This is a genomic window from uncultured Campylobacter sp., from assembly GCF_938030685.1.
Classification (GTDB): Bacteria; Campylobacterota; Campylobacteria; order Campylobacterales; family Campylobacteraceae; genus Campylobacter_B.
In genome coordinates this window covers 1-18,461 of sequence record NZ_CALHHX010000086.1, presented here as the reverse complement: position 1 = coordinate 18,461, position 18,461 = coordinate 1, and the positions used below count along the sequence as shown (strand labels likewise).

Sequence of the window (18,461 nt, the reverse complement as noted above, 5' to 3'; positions counted from 1 at the left end):
CAATTTTTCTTTTGTATCGCAGTATATTGTCTATGAAATTTTAAACTGCAAAAATGCGACTACAAATATATAAATTTATATCTCGAATTTAGTCTAAATTTAGGAAAATTTTTCTAATATGCTAAAAAATAATATTAAATATATCCATAACGAAGGGAAAATAATGGAACGAAGGAAAACGATGAAATTTAAAATTTCATTAGCGGCATGTATGTGCCTACTATGCGGTAGTTTGGCTGCAGCGCAAAGTGGCGGTAATTCTGCGCCTGAAAAGTCGCAGAATATGGGCGTAATCGAGGTAAATTCCGTCGGCGATAATATCAGCGAGAGCGGCATCGACGAGGGCTTTTTGAGCAAAAACGTGCAGCATGGTATCCTTGCGGGCAAGCGCGCTTTGGATCTTCCGTATCAGATCAACACGATCAGTAAGGAGATCATGAACCACCAAGGCGTCACCGGCTACGAGGAGGCGGTCAAATACTTCCCGTCCGCGCAGATTCAGATGCGCGGCGGCGCTACGGTCGGACGCCCGCAGACGCGCGGCTTTGAAGGTAGCGTCGTAGGCAACAGCTTCTGGGACGGCTTTTATACGATTTCGACGACGGCGATTCCGATGGCGATGTTTGAGAGCTTTCAGGTGCAAAACGGCGTCGCAGGCTCGCTCTACGGCGCGCAAAACCCGGTGGGCATTTTCAGCTACACGCGCAAGCGCCCGGTAAAAGATCAATACATAATTTGGGGCGATTACATGTCGCGAAGCAATCTAGGTCTTGGACTTGATCTATCCGATAAATTTGAAAAATTTGGCTACCGCGCGGTATTTTACGGATCCAACGGCGACAGACAGCCGAAGGGCTCAAATTTGCAGCGCCGCCTAGCCAGCATCACGATGGAATTTTATCCGACGGGCGATCTAACGTTTGAAACCGCGGCGAGCTACTACGAGCACAATACCAAGGGCTTTGCGGGGCAGTTTGCTCTCGGCGTTAAAGACGGTAAGATCACTGACGGCATGGTACTTCCAAAGGCGGTGGATTCCTCAAAACGCGGTCTTGGGCAGAGCTTTGGAGGAATGCATCTAAAAACCACTACCGCAAGCGCGAAATTTAAATACTCACCGACGGATAGGCTATATTTCGAGGGCGGCTTTCAGTTTCAGCGTGCCGATCGTGATACTCACGGCGTCGTAAACTACATCTTGCCTAGCACGCATCCGCAATATACGAAGCCGGGTGATTATTATACTCAACACAGCGGCGGTGCTACGGCGGCATATAGATTCGACCTGCCAAGCGGCTATCTCAAGGCCAACACGCAGTTTGACACGGGCAGCGTAGGGCACGATTTTAGCGTGCAGACCAACGGCTATCACTGGACGCAGGATAGATATAAGATCGCAAGCACCAACTACACCTCGCCTACCATCGGCAATATCTACGATCCTAAAATTTTAGATTACACTAACGCTAAGCGCGGAAGCGGGTTATATCATTTCGCAGTAATAGATATGTATAACGTCTCGGTGCTAGATGATATCACGATAAACGATAAATTTGACATGATGTTAAGCGCATCTAAGGCGTGGATGAGGCAGGAATCCTACAATGCCCGCCAGCAAAGACTTGTCAAAGCCTATAGCGATTCGGGATATAGCTGGGCGGGCAGCTTGATCTTTCATCCGATAGAGGACGCTAGCATCTACTACACTTATGCAGATAGCTTACAGCAGGGCTCTACCTATGTTTATCCGGCGAGCAGCCCATATGCGGGAGAGGTCGCCTATACGTCGCCGTATCGCTCCAAGCAGCACGAGATCGGCGCTAAGATCCGCGTAGCCGATATGATCGATTTTAGCGTAGCGTATTTTGATATCCGCAGACCTATCGCGTATCTAAATAGCTCTACCGGACGCTACGGCATAAACGGCGAGCAGCGCAACCGCGGATTTGAGTTTATGAGCGGCGGACGAATTACGCAAAATTTAAGCGTGCTCGGAGGCTTTACCTATATCGATCCTAAGATGCACAACGTAAGCATCGAGGGCGCTAATCGCAAGGTCGCAAACGGCATTCCTAAAATCAATGCAAATTTGATGTTTGATTACGTGATCCCTGGCACCGATAAACTTGCGATCAGTACGAATTTCCACTACACTAGCAAGATGTATCTGGACGATCTAAACACTCAGCACACGCCTAGCTTTTTCGTTACCGATCTTGGTATCAGATATACGAGCGAGCACCTTTTGGGCGATAAGACTACGTTACGCTTCAACGTAAATAACGTATTTAACAAAAAATACTGGGCGGGAATGTATCCTGCGAGCGCCGACGGTGCGGGCGGACTTAACGTAACTAGCGTGCTAGGTTCGGCAAACGGCGTGACGCTGGGCGAGAGCAGAAGCTTCATGCTCTCTGCGGAGGTAAAATTTTAAAATCTAGTGAGTTTAAAATTTTTGCTTAAGCGGCGCGAATGGTTATGGCGCCGCTTTTAAATTTATGAAATTTTATCGCTCTAAGCGGCGAGATTAAATTTAACGAGGCTTGGTTTTAATTCATTTTAAAATTTAAGCCTCGCTTTTGGAATTTCAAACTTTGATTTTAAAATTTCGATCTTAAAATTTTAAGTCGCCGCGCCTCAGCTTGCCCGCAAATTTTATCGCGCGGTTTAAAATTTAGCCGTTTTTGGTTATAATCTTTGCAAAACCACGAAACGGAGAGCAATGAAACAAGTTTTAATCATCGCAAGCGGAAAGTTTGCGCGCCATTTTTTATCCAAAGTTTGTAAAATCAAAGATGTCATCAGATCATATCGCGTCATAGCTAAAAATACGGATGCCGTGCCCTCAGAGCTTGAAAACGAGTCAAATTTTTCGGTCGAAATTTTTGATCCTACTAGCATTGAGCGGTTGCGCGTGGTGCTAGCAGGAGAGGAATTTGACCGCTGCATAGTGATAATGGAGGATGAATTTGACACTAAAGTAACGCTTGAAAATTTAAAGACACTCGCTCCGGATTTAGAACTTTACGTGGCTGATTTTTGGGGACTTTTGCGCGATAATAAAAATGAAGCTCACGTAAAAATCGTAAATACCCTTGCGCTAAATTCCTCGCGCTTCATCGGTTTTTTGCCTGATAGTCCCGTTTTTGCTGATAATATCGGGCTTGGACGCGGAGAGATAATGGAGGTAAAAGTGCCCGTAGGAAGCTCGTTCGCGTATAAAAAAATCAGTACGCTTTCTAATGCCAAATATCAAATTCCGATGATTTACCGCCACAACAATTACATCGTAACGACACCCGGCTCGCGAATATATCCGAATGATACGATCTTAGTCGTTGGTGAGCCTAGTGCGTTGCGAGCGGTGTTTGCTGAAGTAAAAAAGCAAAGCGGGCAATTTCCATCGCCGTTTGGGCTAAATATTTTCGCGCTAATCGATATGAAAAAAATGAGCGGTGACGAGATAGCTAGGACGGTTAGGGCGCTTGAGTTTTTGGATTTGCATATTAGAAATCATAAAATTTATTTAAGAATTTTAAATCCGCTGTTAAACGACGCTTTTAGCGAGCTTAAAGCGCTGTGTGAGCGGGATAAATTTGAAATTCTCATCGATTACTCGGGCGAATTAAATTTAAAGCGCGACGTGAGCGAAAATAAAGCAGGCTTGGTAGTTTGCTCAAACGGAGTTTTCGAAGCGAAAAAAGCAGCACTTAAAGCGCTTGAAATTCCGGTGCTAAGCCTTGGAGAGGGCGAGCTAAAAGATGTGCGTAAAAGCGTCGTGCTAAGTGCCGGCGAGCGGCTTCGCGAGGAATCAAGCATCGTCTTTGACATCAGCTCGCAGCTAGGGCTAGACGTGTATTTGTATCTTTTCGGCGAGAGCGAAAAAGGCGAGTTTGCGCAAAGCTACGTGAGCTTATCGAAGCTTTTTAAGCAGAGTTTATTCGTGATTTCTTGCGAGCGGCAAAATCCGATTTTAGCGTTAGGCAGCGAGCGAGATCTGCTACAATTTGTGCCATTTAATGATAGAATTTTGGCGCGCAAGCTCACGTCGATTTTTAATCAGGATTTGGATCAGATGTATTTTAAACTCGGCAAAAATCATCAAATTTTCGTTCCGAGCGATTACGGGTATGAAAAGTAATCGAAATTTATGTTACAATTACCCAAAAATCAAAGGCTAGCGTATGAAAATCGATCTTAATTTAGACAAAAAATACAGCGTTTTTATCGACGAATTGCATAGTTTAAAACTTAGCGGTAAGGTCGCTATCGTGACAAATCCCAAAGTAGGGGGGCTGTGGCTTGATTTCTTACTGCAGCGGCTAGATTGCGAGCAAAAATTTATCATCACGATCCCAGACGGCGAGGAGTATAAAAATACCGCGAGCGTGGAGCAAATCTTAGAGCAGCTTTTCAGCTCCAAGCTTGATCGCAAAAGCACGCTCATTGCTCTTGGCGGCGGCGTCATCAGCGATATAACGGGCTTTTGTGCGAGCATTTATGAGCGCGGCATCGATTTTATCAATATACCTACGACCTTGCTAGCGCAAGTAGATGCGAGCGTCGGCGGTAAGACTGGCGTAAATAATCGTTTCGGTAAAAATTTAATCGGCTCCTTTTACCAGCCGCGCGCGGTTTATTGCGAGAGCAAATTTTTATCTACTCTTCCTGCGCGGGAGTTTGCTGCGGGCGTAGCAGAGGCGGTAAAGATGGCTGTATGCTTTGATGTCGAACTATTTAAATTTTTCGAGACGCACGATCTAAAAAGCGCCGATGAAATTTCACACGTAATCGCGCGCTGTGTGGAGATTAAAGCAAGCGTTGTAGAGCGTGACGAGCGCGAAAGCGGCGTGCGCGCAGTGCTAAACTACGGACACACCTTTGCTCACGCTATTGAAAAAATTACTAATTATAAAAAATTTTTGCACGGCGAGGCTGTGGCGATCGGCATGGTGATGGCAAATGCGCTAGCGCGACGCCTCGGTAAGCTAAGCGGCGAGCAGGAGGAGAAGATCCGCGCCGTGCTTCAAAAATTCGCGCTTCCGATAAAATTCCACGTAGAGGATGCGGCGGAATTTTACGAGCTGTTTTTTCTCGATAAAAAAAGCGAAAACGGCAAGATAAAATTTATCCTGCCCGACGGCATCGGTAAATTCTACGCTTCCAAAGAGATCGCAAAAGATGAAGTAATCGCAGCGCTGAAAGAGTTTGAATGAGAGCGCTTGCAGCTATTTTTTTGATTTTTAATCTTGCATTTTGCGAGGCAAATTCTACGCTCTCCGCCGCGCACACGCGCTTAGAATCCAACGCTAGCTCTGCCGCTAGTGAGAAGAAAGATGAAAATTCCAAGCTATCCGCGTCGCTAAAAGATCAGATCCGTGTTATTGACGATGAGATTAAAAATAATATCTGGATTTCGCGCTTTTCAAATTTCATCGGCTATCAAAATTTACAAAAGCAATCCAGCCAGCTCGAAGCGGAGCTAAAAAAGAGCGCCGGCACCGATAAGATCGCAGAGATTCAGAAAAGACTCCGCGCCGTAAAAGAGCAGCTCATGCTGCTAAAAGAGTATGAAAAATCCCCGTTTTTAGATATCATCGCGATGCCCGAAACTCCCGAGCCCGCGCGCATTACCAACCCTTTTTCGATAATTTCCGGTTTTTCTACGATTAGAAATTTACAAGCTCAAAAGATGGAGCAGAAAAACGCCATCGAAAATATCAAAATTTTAATCGATAAACTTGAAGCAAAAAGGGCGCTATATGAGCGTTTGATGCAGATTGATACGGACGCAAGCGCTGCGGCGGAGCTTAAAAGCTTAGATTACGAGCTCGGAGAGTTCAGCTCCGCATATGAGATCGCGCAGACCACGTACGACGTTTACGAAAAAAAGATCAACTCGCAAATCGCCGTGCAGACCGCCGATATAAAAGCGCAGGCCAAGCGTGCGGGAAACATCGCCGTATGGATACTCGTAGTCGTCGCGCTGTCGTTTTTCTGCAAGGTAGTGGCGAAAAAATATATCAAAAACGACGAGAATTTTTATATCGTAAATAAAGCTATCAACGTTTTAAATTTCACGCTGATTGCGCTGATACTGCTCTTTTCTTACATCGAGAATATGACGCACTTCGTGACGGTTTTAGGCTTTGCCTCGGCAGGTCTTGCGATTGCGATGAAAGATATGTTTATGAGCTCTTTAGGTTGGCTTACGATCGTGCTTGGCGGCAGCTTTCGCGTGGGCGATCGCATCAGGGTGCATAAAAACGGCGAGACCTACGTAGGCGATATCATCGACATTTCGGTGCTTAGGATGACGATTTTCGAGGACGTTACTATGACTACGTGGAGAGAAAATAAACGCGCAGGCAGGGTAATTTTCATACCGAATAATTATATTTTTACCGATCTTATCTCAAACTACACCCACAGCGGACTTAAGACCGTCTGGGACGGCATTAGCATACTTTTAACATTTGATAGCAACCATAAAAAGGCGATGTATCTCATAAAAAACATCGTGCGGAAGTATTCCAAGGGCTACACCGACATCGCCAAAAAGCAGATGGGCAAGCTTCGCTCGCAATACAGCATCAAAAATCCAAACGTCGAGCCTAGAATTTTCAGCTTTTTTGAGCCATACGGCATTGAAATTTCGGTTTGGTATATGACGAACTCTTACGCTACGCTCGGGCTTCGCAGCAACATCTCGGCTGAAATTTTAGATGCGCTAAGAAGCGAGCCCGACATCAAGATCGCCTATCCCGCATACACTCTTTTTAACGGCAAAAATTATGCGGCGGCGGGCGGAAATTTTGCGGCGCAAGATCTCGGCTCCGAGCAGCAAGGCTCGCAAAATTTAAACGCAGCGGCGCAGGGTGCGGGCTTTGCCACAGGAAGCGGATCCGGGAGCGAAATTTGAAAATTTATTTTAAAACGTTTGGATGCCGCACAAATATCTACGACACGCAGCTTATCAAAAGTAACCTCAAATCGGGCGAGATCACGCACGACGAGCAGGGCGCGGACGTCGTCGTGATAAACTCCTGCACCGTTACGAACGGCGCCGACGCGGACGTGCGAAACTACGTAAATAAGATGAACCGCCTCGGTAAAAAGATATTGCTAACCGGCTGCGGCGCGGTTTCGCGCGGCGAGGAGCTGTATAAAAACGGCGCGGTCTTCGGCGTGTTCGGGATGTCGCAAAAGGAGAAGATCGATGAGTTTTTGGGCTCGGAGTCGAAATTTTACGATATCGGAGGTCTTGACGGCGTCGAAAAAAACCTGGTAAGCGACTACGAGGATCACACCAAAGCCTTTATTAAAATTCAAGAGGGGTGCGATTTTAACTGCAGCTACTGCATAATCCCCTCGGTGCGCGGTCGCTCGCGAAGTAGCTCTGAAGATGCGATCTTAAAAGAGGCGGCGAGCCTTGCCGCAAACGGCTTTAGCGAGATCGTGCTAACCGGCACCAATATCGGAAGCTACGGCAAAGCCTCAGGCACGAGCCTCGGCGCGCTGCTTCAAAAACTAGGCGCGATCCGCGGAATTCGCCGCATTCGCCTAGGCAGCATCGAGCCCTCGCAGATCGATGAGAGCTTTCGCGAAATTTTATCCGAGCCGTGGCTGGAGCGGCATCTGCACATTGCGCTTCAGCACACTTCGCAAAAGATGCTTAGTATAATGCGCCGCCGAAATTCCGCGCTAAGGGATTTGAAGCTTTTTTGCGAGCTTGCGGAGCGCGGGTTTGCGCTGGGGACGGACTTTATCGTCGCGCATCCGGGCGAGAGCGAAGAGATTTGGCTCGAAGCGTTGGAAAATTTCAAAAAATTTCCGCTCACGCATCTGCACGCCTTTATCTTTTCGCCGAGGCAAGGGACCGCTTCGGCGTCGCTAAAAGGCCGCATAGACGGCAAAACGGCGAAGGCGCGGCTAAAGATGCTACAAAACATAACGGCGCTGAATAATTATAAATTTCGTCTTTCGCACAAGGTGCCGCTAAATGTGTTGATCGAGCGGAAAAACGGAGAGTTTTATGAAGGATATGATCAATTTTATGATAAAATTTGGATTAAAAGCGATGAGGATTTGTCGAAAAAATGGATGGAGATAAGAGATTATGAGGTTAAATTTGATGGAAATTTTGCATAAAATCAAAAAAAGCAAGCTAAATATAATTCTGATTTTTTTAGTGCTGCTTATCGTTTTGCTCTCGATCGTTTATTTTAAAGACGATTCGCGATACATCACCGAGCGCGAATTTAGCGAGCTGGTGCGAAAAGATCAGATCAAGCGCGCGCATATCGAGGACGGCACGCTAAGCTTTGTTTACGATGGCAAACGCTATAAAATTTTAACCGATCTCGTAGATCTTAAGGAGCTATCAAATCACGCTCTAATCAGCAAAGAAAAGGATGATGGCACGAGCGGTATCAGTGCGATTTTGGTAATTTTTACATTCGCATTTTTTCTCTTCGTATATTATTTTGAAACCGTTTTGGCTAGGCGCCGCAGGATGGACGGCGTAGGCGCTGTGCGTCAAGGCGGCGCAAATGCAGAGCTCAGCGATCTTTCGCCGAGCGTTAGCGACGTGAGATTTAGCGACGTAGCGGGCATTAGCGAGGTTAAGGACGAGCTTATCGAGATCGTGGATTTTTTAAAAAATCCCGCAAAATATCGCAATTTCGGCATCAAGCTGCCAAAAGGAATTTTAATGATCGGCGAGCCGGGCGTCGGTAAAACGCTAATTGCAAAAGCTGTAGCCGGCGAGGCGGACGTGCCGTTTTTTTACCAAAGCGGCGCAAGCTTCGCCGAGGTCTTTGTGGGCGTCGGCGCTAGGCGAGTTCGCGAGCTGTTTGCGAAGGCCAAATCCTGTGCGCCCGCGATAATTTTTATCGACGAGATCGACGCAGTCGGCGGCAAGCGCGGCATCGGGCGCAACGACGAGCGGGAAGCGACGCTAAATCAGCTGCTGACCGAGATGGACGGATTTGAGGAAAATAGCGGCGTGATGGTAATCGGCGCGACCAACAAAATAAATTTGATCGACGATGCGCTATTGCGCTCGGGGCGCTTTGATAGGCGCGTTTTTATCGGGCTTCCGAATTACAAAGACCGCATCGAAATTTTAAAAATTTACCTCGAGGGCAAAAGATGCAGCGCTAATATCAACAAAGTAAGCCGCCTCTGCGTGGGCTTTAGCGGCGCGGGAGTGGCGACGCTGGTAAATGAAGCCGCGATCAACGCTCTTAAGCGCGGCAGCGATACGATCGAGCTTAGCGATTTTGAAAACGTGCGAATGAGGGTCTTTTACGGCGTGCAAAAAAGCAGAATTCTAACCGAATACGAAAAAGAGATCCAGGCGTTCTATCAGGGCGCAAAGGCGCTTAGCGCGTATTGGTATTCGTTTGATTTCGAAAAGATCGAGCTTTTAAACGATAAATTTTTAAACGAGGATTTCGAGATCGAATCCAAAACGCAAATTTTAAATCAAATCAAAGTGCTTTTAAGCGGTATGGCGGCGCTACAGATCCATAAAAACGACGCCTTTTCAAATTCCGCTAGCGACGTAAAGCAGGCTATCGCGCTGGCGCAAAAGATGGTTTTTGAGCTCGCGATGGGCGACAGCTTCACCCCTAGCGCGCAGAGCGTGAATAAAATTTTGCAAGATTGCTACGACGAGGTAAGCGAGATAATCCGCACGATGCAGGATAAGCTAAATCAAATTTCGAAGCAAATTTTCGTCTATGAGTTCATCACTTTTGAGGGGGTGCAAAGTATATGTGATCCCGCCGTTACCGAGCAGGACGGCGCTGCCACGCAAGAGCAAGATTTGCAAAAGCCGGAAAAAGATAGCGAAAGCTCTGAAGAAAAGCCGCAAGACGGCACGCTAAATTTCGATTAAATTTTAAAATTTAAAATTCTAATAAAGGAGAGGAAAATGGTAAAAATAGGTGTTTTAACGATAAGTGATCGCGCTAGCGGTGGCGTTTACGAAGATTTGGGAGGCAAAGAAATAATTGCCGTGATGGATGATTGGCTAACTTGCGAGAAGCAGTATTTTTATGAAATAGTTCCAGATGAGCTGGAGCAGATCAAAGATAAGCTGATTTATCTTTGCGACGAAGCGGGTTGTGATTTAGTGCTAACTACGGGCGGTACGGGTCCTGCTCCACGCGATGTAACGCCTGAAGCGACCGAAGCGGTAAGTGAGAAATTAATGCCAGGCTTTGGCGAACTAATGCGCGCAGAAAGCCAAAAGATCGTGCCTACGGCAATTTTATCTCGCCAGATAGCAGCGATTCGCAAAAAATCTCTGATTATAAACTTACCGGGTAATCCAAAAGCGATTAAAGAGTGCCTTCTGCCAGTATTTCCTGCCGTGCCGTATTGTATTGATTTAATGGGAGGAAATTACATAACAGCGGATGAAAATAAGATAAAAATATTTCGCCCTAAACGCAAATAATTCGCAAAATTTAGCAGGAATTAAATGATTTATGATATTATTTGGGTGCAAATTTAAGGAAAAATATGAAAATAAATCACAACGATATTTTGGAATTTCATAAATATTTTAGCAAAATCAGCCACAGCAAAGGTCGTATTCGTATTCGTGTAAGTCCCAAAATTAGGGAGTTGCGAGATAGCGTGAGCGAGGAGAGCCTGAAGGCTAAAATAGCTGCAATTCGCGGGATAAAAGAGTATAAATTTAACTCTCTAATCGGCTCGCTGACGATTCACTACGACGAAAATATTTTTCCGATGCACCTTTGGGAGCAGTTTTTAAGTGGCATCAGTTCGCCTGAGCTAATAGCGCTCGTAAATTCCAATATAGAGGCGATTTCTTGAGCGAAGAAACATTGCGTAGTGCCAAAAAATCGCGTAGAATTTCTAATAAATCTCGGAATTTAAATGAGGCGCAAATTGCAGATATTGCTATTTTGCTCGAAAAAGAGGCACAAATTTTGCAGTTTTATTCGCTGGGCGCAGTTAAATTTCAAGATAAAAAGCTAGGAGAGATTCTATCTTTACGAGCCGAATTACTTGAGCGGATGCTAGATTTTGCAAATTCTTGTGGGCTTGGTGCTACGCCTCCTGAAAATAGCAGTGAGGCACTGGTTGCAAAAGGTATGAATGAGTTTTTGGCTTCGGCACTTTTGATAGAAAAAAGCTCTATGATGTTTTATGACGATCTAATTAATTCGTGCAATAACGCGGAATTTAAAGAGCTGCTATATAAGGCGCAGGCGGTTTCGTATAATGAAATTTTGCCGATTTTAAAAGAATTAAATTCTAAATACGAGGCTGATTTAAACTCTTTGAATTTCGCTGATTTATTAAATGAAATTTTAAAAAATCCGCAGGGATTAGAGCGGATATTTCAAAAATACGATTTGCAAAATATCTTAAATAGTGCATTTTCTAATCTAATTAAAGGAATTTTGCAGAAAAATTAAATTAGGATTGCAAAAATCTAAAAAAGTCGCTATAATATCAAAATCTATGTAAAGTTGATAAAATGACTTTATAATCTTAACACAAGGAGAATGAAATGCCGATCCCATTTCTAGCAGGTTTTGCGCTTGGTTGCGCGGCGGTTTACGCTTATAACAATCGAGATAAAATCAAAGAAGGTGCGAATAAAATCGCAAGTAGCAAAAGCGTCGAGGAGCTAAAAAATAGCGTCAAAGGCGGAGCAGAAAAATTAAGCAAAAAATCAAAAGAAATTTTTGCGGAAGCCAAAGAAGGCTTAGACGATGTTGCTGAGGCGGTAAAAGGTAAAAGAAAGTCTGGCGGTAAAAAAGCTACGACAAGTAGCGCCAGCACTGAAACTAGCACTGCAAAAAAAACTAGAAAAAAACCGGGACCAAAACCGGGATTTAAAAGAACTAAAAAATCCACTGCGAGCGCTAAGACGGGCGAAACACCGGCAGGTGAGACATCCGCAGCATCTACTACTCCGCTTAATATCCCGCAGATCGTAAAAATGGACGATAATTCTTCGGCTAAATTTACGTCCGCAGACGATAAATCAGAAAAATAGAGGCCTAAATGAATAGATCACTTACGACACAGCGTTCGCCGCTGGATCACGTTTTAAGCGGCGCTATAGCAGGGGCGATCGGCGGTTGCGCCGTAGAGCTCGTTAAAGCTAAAGAAGGCAAGAGCAAATCTAAAGCGATTCGCGATGCGCTGGATATTGCGCTAAGCGGCGGTATCATCGGCGGCGGCGCGATTTACAGTGCAAATAAGCTCGTACAAGGCGAGTATCTACGCGCAGCGGCAGGCGTCGCAGTATGCGTAGGTGCGCTCATTGCGGGTAGAAATTTTATTCTTAAGGTAGGCAATGAGTAATCCCTATATCACAAAAAAAGATTTGAAAGAAATTCTAGACGATTACAATTTTGGTGACAACAAATATGCTAGCGGCTCTGCGGGTAGCTTTGCCGGTGACGAAAAGCTCGGCGGTTGGGCTAAATGGATAAATGAGCGGGTAAATTCTACACCTTTTAATAGCTCAGCCTCCGACAGCGGCTCGGATAATAAAGATTCCGCCGCTCAAAGCTCAAGTGATGTAAATTCTACTCAGGGTTCTGCTTTCGGTGGAATTTTTAATTCCCTGGGTGGCAGGCAAAACGCGAACGGCTTATTTGGTGGCAACTCATTTATCACAGGTATCGTTCTAGGGGCCGCAGCGACCTATTTTCTCACCGACGAAAACGCGCAAAAAAAGCTTTTTAAGCTCATCGCAAAGGGCACCGAGATGTTTCAGATGGGCATCGAAGAGATGAAGGAGCGATTCGAAGACGCCAAGGCAGAGATGCAAGAGTAGTCGATGCAAAATTTTAAAATTTTACATGAGACTAAATCCAGACTGCGGCTAAAAATCGTCGGTTTTAGAGAGATTGATGCGAGCGCTTTTGCTAAAAACGTGGCTAAATTTCATGGCGTGCAGGACGCGAGATTTAACGCTAAAATCGGCTCTTTGATCCTTAAGTTTGACGCGGGTGTAGATAAGGCAGGAATTCTAAAGCAACTTGAAGCCTTAAATTTAAGCGAGCTAAAATCAATTATCCCCGCTAGCCATAAAAATTTACCGAGCAAAAACGACTTTATTTTAGCGCTTCTCGCATTAGGGGGAAATTTAATCTTTCGCACTTCGCCTTTAGCGCGCGCATTTAGCATCGTAGCGTGCATGCCTATCTTAAAAGAGGGCATTAAAGAAAGCTTTCGTCATGGGCTTACTTCAAAGGGCTTGGAGGCTGCTGCTGTCGGGATTTCGCTCGCTCGCGGCGATGTATTTGCCGCAAACAGCACCAACGCGATGCTCGCTCTTGGCGAATACATGGAGGAAAGCACCGTTTATAAAAGCGACGATCTAATCCGCGAGCTCGCCCGCCCGGACATCGCCGAGGCATGGATCGAGATAGAACAGAACGGCAAAAAGACCGAAGTAAAAATCGCAACCTCCAAGCTAAAGGTAGGCGATATCGTGGTCGTGGGCGCAGGCGACGTCATAGCCGTGGACGGACACGTCGTAAGCGGCGAAGCGATGATAAATCAAGCCAATATGACGGGCGAATCGGTCGCGGTGAAAAAATCTCGCGGCGATAGCGTGCTAAGCGGCACGATCGTGGAGGAGGGCAGGATCCGTATCTGGGCGGAAAACGTCGGTGAAAACACCTCCACGCAGCGTATCAAGCACTACATCACGGCATCTCTTAACGAGCGCTCCAGCATCGGCATGCATACGACCCACCTGGCCGACAAGCTCGTGCCGGTGACCTTCGGGCTCGCGGGCGTTTCCTATCTGATAAATCGAAATTTTATGAGCGTAGCTTCGGTACTGCAGGCGGACTACTCGTGCGCGCTTAAGCTACCTACGCCGGTTGCTTTTAAGTCAAGCATCTCAAAGGCAGGCAAAAACGGGATTTTGATCAAAGGCGCCAAGGCTCTTGAGTCGCTTGCGAGCGCCGATACTTTCGTATTCGATAAGACGGGCACGCTTACGTACGGCAACCTGGAGGTCGCCGAGATCATATCGTTTGACGAGCGCTTCAGTAAAAACGATATTTTAAATTTAACCGCAAGCGCCGAGGAGCATTACTTTCACCCCGTAGCCGAGGCGATCGTGGATGCCGCCAAAAAGCACGGCTTTATCCACAAACACCACGACGAGGTGGAATTCGTCGTCGCTCACGGCGTAAAGACCAGCATCGAGGGCAAAAAGCTCATCATCGGCTCGCGCCACTTCCTGGAGGATGATGAGATGATCTCGTTTGCGGCGCATGAGCAGACCATAGATCTTGCGATGCAAAAGGGGCTCGCGCTGCTTTACATCGCATTTGACGGTAGACTTTTGGGGCTCATCGGGCTTAGAGACGAGGTGCGCGCAAATGCCCGCACCGTCATCGCTAGGCTTCGCGAGCTGGGCGTAGGGCAGATCGTCATGCTAAGCGGCGACGTGAAATCAAAAGCCCGCGCCGTAGCCAAAAAGCTTGGCGTAGATCGCTATTACGGCGAATTGCTGCCGACGCAAAAGACCGAAATTTTAGAGCAGTTAAAAGCCGAGGGGCGGAAGGTGGTCTTCGTGGGCGACGGCATAAACGATGCGCCGAGCCTGATGAAGGCGGACATCGGTATCAGCATGCTAAACGGCGCCGAGATCGCCAAGGCTTCCGCGCAGATCGGGCTTTTGAAAAACGACATCGAGGGCGTCGCGCAGGTAAAGGCGCTGGCCAACGACACGCTGCGGCTCGTAAATCGAAATTTCAACGCTACCGTGGGGATAAATTCGATCATTTTATTTTTGGCGACTTTCGGCGCGCTAAGTTCCGTAGCTACGGCGCTGCTGCACAACGGCACGACGATAGGACTACTACTGAATTCTATCAAAGGGGTAAAATTTGAGCATTGAAGATAAAATTTTGGATCTAAATTTTCAGCGCAAAGCGGCTAAAACGGCGCTGGGAGTGAGTATGGGTATCACAGCTTTAACCGCGCTGAATATGAACTTGCGCATGTCGCAGCTGCATAAAGTTTCGGGTGCAGTGATGCTGGCAAGCGCGATCTGGCACGCTAGCCTTTACGGTTCGCCGTACAGCGAGTTTTTGCAAAATAGAAAAGCAAAGAGCAGGAGCAGAAAGAGATCCGTAGCAAATTTAGCTTTGGAAAACCTGCCGGACGGCAAAAGTACGTCAGTAAAAAGCGCTCCCGCAAAAAGAAAGCCTCGCGCGCGCAAAAGCGCCTAGCGGCATAGTGCGTCGTGGCTTTAAAGTGCAAAGATAAACTCTAAAGCCGCTAAATTTCTTTAGACACAGCCGCCGAATAAAACGTCGCAAGCGGTGAAATTTGCGCCGTTCGCGGCTAAATTTACTATTTTATTAATTATTTATCTATTTATCCATACAATTCCATCAAAATTTTAAGGAGAGACGATGAAATTGGTTTTATTGTTTTCGATATTGGCTAGTCTTGCCTTGGGGCTTGATTGCAACGCCAAGACCTATTGCTCGCAGTTTAGCAGCTGCGAAGAGGCGACGCGGTATCTGCGAGAGTGTGGCAGGGCTTAGGAGGGCGGCACCCAGCATACCGATGGCGACGGCGACGGCGTGCCGTGCGAAAAACAGCTGTGCGGCCGTAATGGTCATAAATTTAGCGGATTTTCTAGCGCGCGCGATGAAAAGAGCGAAGTTTCAAATTCAAAGGGCGCTGCCGACTCATGCGGTGCGGAGAAATTTAATGGTAGCGTTATAGCTATAAAATTTGCTTCATAAGTGCGAAATTTTATTTCGGCGCATCTTTAAATTTATAATATAAAGCGCGCCGTGATCTAATGCCGCCGCGCTCGCTAAATTCGCAACGTTCGATTAAATTTTAATTATAAAAGAGCCGGTAAATTTTACATTTAGCGGCTGTGTCGGCCGCTCAATATCGAAATTTTAATCTGCAAACATTTCATAATATCCTTTAAATTTAACCCGCCTTTACCTGCCGCAAATTTAAATTTCGCTACAATCGCTTTTTAAAATTTCGCGCCGAGTGCGCGCAAGAAGCAAAATTTAAAGGATCAAGATGGATTTTAAGATAGACGGCGCGGACGGCGCGGCGCGCGCCTGCACGATCCGCACGGCGCACAGTACGATCCGCACCCCCGTTTTTATGCCGGTCGGCACCGTGGGTGCGGTCAAGGCGCTCGATGCTACGGACGTAGCGCAGCTTTTAGGCGCGCAGATCATCCTTGCTAATACCTATCACATGTATCTGCGCCCGGGCTCGCGGGTGGTGGCGGGCTTCGGCGGGCTGCACGGATTTACGAAATTTCCTCGCAGCTTTTTGACCGACAGTGGCGGCTTTCAGGCGTTTAGCCTGCGCGCAAACACTAAAAACGACGAGGGCGGTATAAAATTTAAAAGCCACATCGACGGCAGCATGCATTATTTCACGCCGCGCTCGGTGCTCGATACGCAGTATGAGCTAAACTCCGATATTATGATGATTTTAGACGACTTGGTGGAGCTGCCGCGCGAGCCGGGCGCGCTTAGCGCAGACGATAGATCGCGGCTTAAAAAGCGGATCGATCTAAGCGTTGCGCGCACGATAAAATGGGCTCGCGAAGCGATAGATTATCACGAGACCATGAAATCTCGCGGCCTGCACGCGCATCAAAACATCTTCGGTATCATCCAAGGCGGCACCGACCCGCAGGCGCGTAAATTTTGCGCCGAAGCGCTGTGCGAGATGAGCTTCGACGGGCTTGCGATCGGAGGGCTTAGCGTGGGCGAGAAAAACGAGCTGATGTACGAAACCGTCGAGGCCATGATGCCGTACGTCGATGCGGCGCGCCCGCGATATTTGATGGGGGTTGGCACGCCCGAGGATCTCGTCGAAAACGTCGCTCGCGGCGTGGATATGTTCGACTGCGTGATGCCTACACGAAATGCGCGCAACGGCACGCTATTTACGAGCTTCGGCAAGATCAGCATCAAAAACGCGGGCTTTATCAGCGATCACGATCCGATCGATCCGCACTGCGACTGCTACACGTGCAAGCGCTTTAGCCGCGGCTATCTAAATCATCTATTTCGCGCGCGAGAGCTTAGCTTTTACCGCCTCGCAAGCATTCACAATCTGCATTATTACCTGCGCCTTGCCGCGGATATGAGAGAGGCGATCGTGTGCGGGCGGTTTGCGGAGTTTAGGCGGGAATTCTACGCCGCACGAAGCGGGGCGCGAGATTAAATTTCAGTAGGCGAGGGCGCGGAATTTAGCGCGGTAGTTAAATTTAGCCGCGGCGGCAGCGGGCGGAATTTTAATACGGCGCGCGGACGGCTAAATTTAAACGCGGCAAAATTTGGGCGATGAAATTTGGGCGATAAAATTTTGAAAGCTGCGTAGCAAGGAATTTATAGCGCGAAATTTAAAATTTTGATGGAGCGGGGTGGCGTCGGTTCGGCTTTTTAATGCGAATGCAAAAGAGAAAAATTTTAGCGCTAACGATTAAAATTTAGCGAGCCAAATTTTGATTCCACAGATCTGCTAGCGGAATAAAAATTTCGCCGCCGCTAAATTTAAAGGACTAAATTTCGTTACGCGCTAGCTTAAATTTTAGCCTTTTTTATGCGGCGTAAACAGATGAACGAAAATATATAAAATGGCGCGGAGATTGCGAAAATAACGATATGTTTCCACGCCATAGTATTAAAATCTATACCGGTGCTTTGCGCGATCTGTGCCGGAAGCCCGGCAAACGCGTCCATCACGCCGATTGCGATAATAGCGCAGAGCTCCACGGCAAGCGCGATGAGAAACGGTAAGGAGCCCTTGGTCGTGAAGATGAGATATAAAAACGCCTTGAGCTTGTAGCAATACGATAGCAGTCCAAACAGCGCCACGGCGATGCTAAAGATCGCCACGTAGGCGTCAAGCCCTATGGTTTCATTCTGTAAAACCGTGGCGACGACGCAGATTATCAAAAAGATATTGTAGCTCGTGATCTGCCGCACCGCGTATTGATCGTGTCTGGCGGCCGACAGGAAGATAAATACTTGATTTAGTGGCAAAATGTAGCTCAGCGCAAAGATCAGATAGATAAACAGATCAAAGGTAAGCGAGACGGTGTTTTGATTTACATATTCTTGGATCTGCTTAAATGACAGCAGCGACTCGGTGATCTGAGCTCTAAAGATCAAAGCGATGCCTATCAAAATAAGCGGCATAATGTAGGCCTTGATGCCGCTCATTCGGATAGGGTTGGTGTAAATTTTACTCTCGAGGTTCTCGCCCTCGCGTGGATCGTCCATCTGCACGAACTCAAATCCAAAGAATTTCGGTTTTTTTGCACTCGCGGGTTTGGTTTTGCGAGGAAGTTTGAATTTTTTAAATTTTTTCGCGATTTTTGTTACTTTTGCGGCGGATCTATCCTCTGCGATATTTTCGGCGGAATTTTGAGGAGACGA

18 protein-coding genes are annotated in these 18,461 nt (G+C 46.9%); 17 read left to right on the top strand and 1 reads right to left on the bottom strand.

What is annotated here, in order from left to right; genetic code table 11:
* The first annotated feature begins 181 nt into the window (after positions 1 to 181).
* From Q0369_RS03940 to tgt, 17 genes are all read left to right on the top strand, one after another.
* On the top strand, positions 182 to 2,434 hold the full coding sequence (locus tag Q0369_RS03940) for a TonB-dependent siderophore receptor (RefSeq protein ID WP_298096327.1): 2,253 nt from the start codon (positions 182 to 184) through the stop codon (positions 2,432 to 2,434).
* Between the two features lie 288 nt (positions 2,435 to 2,722).
* Positions 2,723 to 4,141 (top strand): TrkA C-terminal domain-containing protein, encoded by a 1,419-nt coding sequence (locus Q0369_RS03935; RefSeq protein WP_298096289.1) that lies wholly within the window; start codon positions 2,723 to 2,725, stop codon positions 4,139 to 4,141.
* A 43-nt stretch (positions 4,142 to 4,184) separates the two neighbouring features.
* The gene (gene aroB, locus Q0369_RS03930; protein WP_298096284.1) at positions 4,185 to 5,216 is read left to right on the top strand and encodes a 3-dehydroquinate synthase; all 1,032 of its coding nucleotides are present in this window, start codon (positions 4,185 to 4,187) and stop codon (positions 5,214 to 5,216) included.
* Complete coding sequence (locus tag Q0369_RS03925) at positions 5,213 to 6,922, top strand: mechanosensitive ion channel family protein (RefSeq protein WP_298096279.1); 1,710 nt, start codon at positions 5,213 to 5,215, stop codon at positions 6,920 to 6,922. Before aroB ends, Q0369_RS03925 begins: the two co-directional genes overlap by 4 nt.
* Complete coding sequence (mtaB, locus tag Q0369_RS03920) at positions 6,919 to 8,151, top strand: tRNA (N(6)-L-threonylcarbamoyladenosine(37)-C(2))-methylthiotransferase MtaB (protein ID WP_298096276.1); 1,233 nt, start codon at positions 6,919 to 6,921, stop codon at positions 8,149 to 8,151. The genes Q0369_RS03925 and mtaB overlap by 4 nt, the downstream gene beginning before the upstream one ends.
* The gene (locus tag Q0369_RS03915) at positions 8,120 to 9,904 is read left to right on the top strand and encodes an AAA family ATPase (RefSeq protein ID WP_298096271.1); all 1,785 of its coding nucleotides are present in this window, start codon (positions 8,120 to 8,122) and stop codon (positions 9,902 to 9,904) included. The genes mtaB and Q0369_RS03915 overlap by 32 nt, the downstream gene beginning before the upstream one ends.
* A 36-nt stretch (positions 9,905 to 9,940) precedes the next feature.
* A complete protein-coding gene (gene mog / locus Q0369_RS03910) occupies positions 9,941 to 10,468 on the top strand; it encodes a molybdopterin adenylyltransferase (RefSeq protein ID WP_298053221.1) in 528 nt (175 codons plus the stop codon).
* 65 nt (positions 10,469 to 10,533) lie between these two features.
* Positions 10,534 to 10,851, top strand: a complete 318-nt coding sequence (locus Q0369_RS03905) for an HMA2 domain-containing protein (protein ID WP_177386684.1) — start codon at positions 10,534 to 10,536, stop codon at positions 10,849 to 10,851.
* Positions 10,848 to 11,459, top strand: a complete 612-nt coding sequence (locus tag Q0369_RS03900; protein WP_298096267.1) for a hypothetical protein — start codon at positions 10,848 to 10,850, stop codon at positions 11,457 to 11,459. The genes Q0369_RS03905 and Q0369_RS03900 overlap by 4 nt, the downstream gene beginning before the upstream one ends.
* A gap of 95 nt (positions 11,460 to 11,554) precedes the next feature.
* Positions 11,555 to 12,046 (top strand): hypothetical protein, encoded by a 492-nt coding sequence (locus Q0369_RS03895; protein WP_298096264.1) that lies wholly within the window; start codon positions 11,555 to 11,557, stop codon positions 12,044 to 12,046.
* Positions 12,047 to 12,054: 8 nt separating this feature from the next.
* The gene (locus Q0369_RS03890) at positions 12,055 to 12,357 is read left to right on the top strand and encodes a Cys/Met metabolism pyridoxal-phosphate-dependent enzyme (RefSeq protein WP_177386687.1); all 303 of its coding nucleotides are present in this window, start codon (positions 12,055 to 12,057) and stop codon (positions 12,355 to 12,357) included.
* Positions 12,350 to 12,835 (top strand): hypothetical protein, encoded by a 486-nt coding sequence (locus Q0369_RS03885; RefSeq protein WP_298096261.1) that lies wholly within the window; start codon positions 12,350 to 12,352, stop codon positions 12,833 to 12,835. Before Q0369_RS03890 ends, Q0369_RS03885 begins: the two co-directional genes overlap by 8 nt.
* Before the next feature lie 3 nt (positions 12,836 to 12,838).
* The gene (locus tag Q0369_RS03880) at positions 12,839 to 14,920 is read left to right on the top strand and encodes a heavy metal translocating P-type ATPase (protein WP_298096257.1); all 2,082 of its coding nucleotides are present in this window, start codon (positions 12,839 to 12,841) and stop codon (positions 14,918 to 14,920) included.
* Positions 14,910 to 15,254, top strand: a complete 345-nt coding sequence (locus Q0369_RS03875; RefSeq protein ID WP_298096253.1) for a hypothetical protein — start codon at positions 14,910 to 14,912, stop codon at positions 15,252 to 15,254. Before Q0369_RS03880 ends, Q0369_RS03875 begins: the two co-directional genes overlap by 11 nt.
* Before the next feature lie 186 nt (positions 15,255 to 15,440).
* Positions 15,441 to 15,575, top strand: a complete 135-nt coding sequence (locus Q0369_RS03870; protein WP_298096250.1) for a hypothetical protein — start codon at positions 15,441 to 15,443, stop codon at positions 15,573 to 15,575.
* Positions 15,576 to 15,614: 39 nt separating this feature from the next.
* Positions 15,615 to 15,779 carry a hypothetical protein gene (locus Q0369_RS03865; protein WP_298096248.1) on the top strand — a complete coding sequence of 55 codons (165 nt, stop codon included), beginning with the start codon at positions 15,615 to 15,617 and terminating at the stop codon, positions 15,777 to 15,779.
* Positions 15,780 to 16,077: 298 nt separating this feature from the next.
* Positions 16,078 to 17,244, top strand: coding sequence for a tRNA guanosine(34) transglycosylase Tgt (gene tgt, locus Q0369_RS03860; RefSeq protein WP_298096245.1), 1,167 nt, complete (start codon positions 16,078 to 16,080; stop codon positions 17,242 to 17,244).
* Positions 17,245 to 17,603: 359 nt separating this feature from the next.
* Here tgt and Q0369_RS03855 read toward each other — a convergent pair.
* On the bottom strand, positions 17,604 to 18,461 hold an 858-nt coding region (locus tag Q0369_RS03855; RefSeq protein ID WP_298096242.1), incomplete at its 5' end, for a hypothetical protein.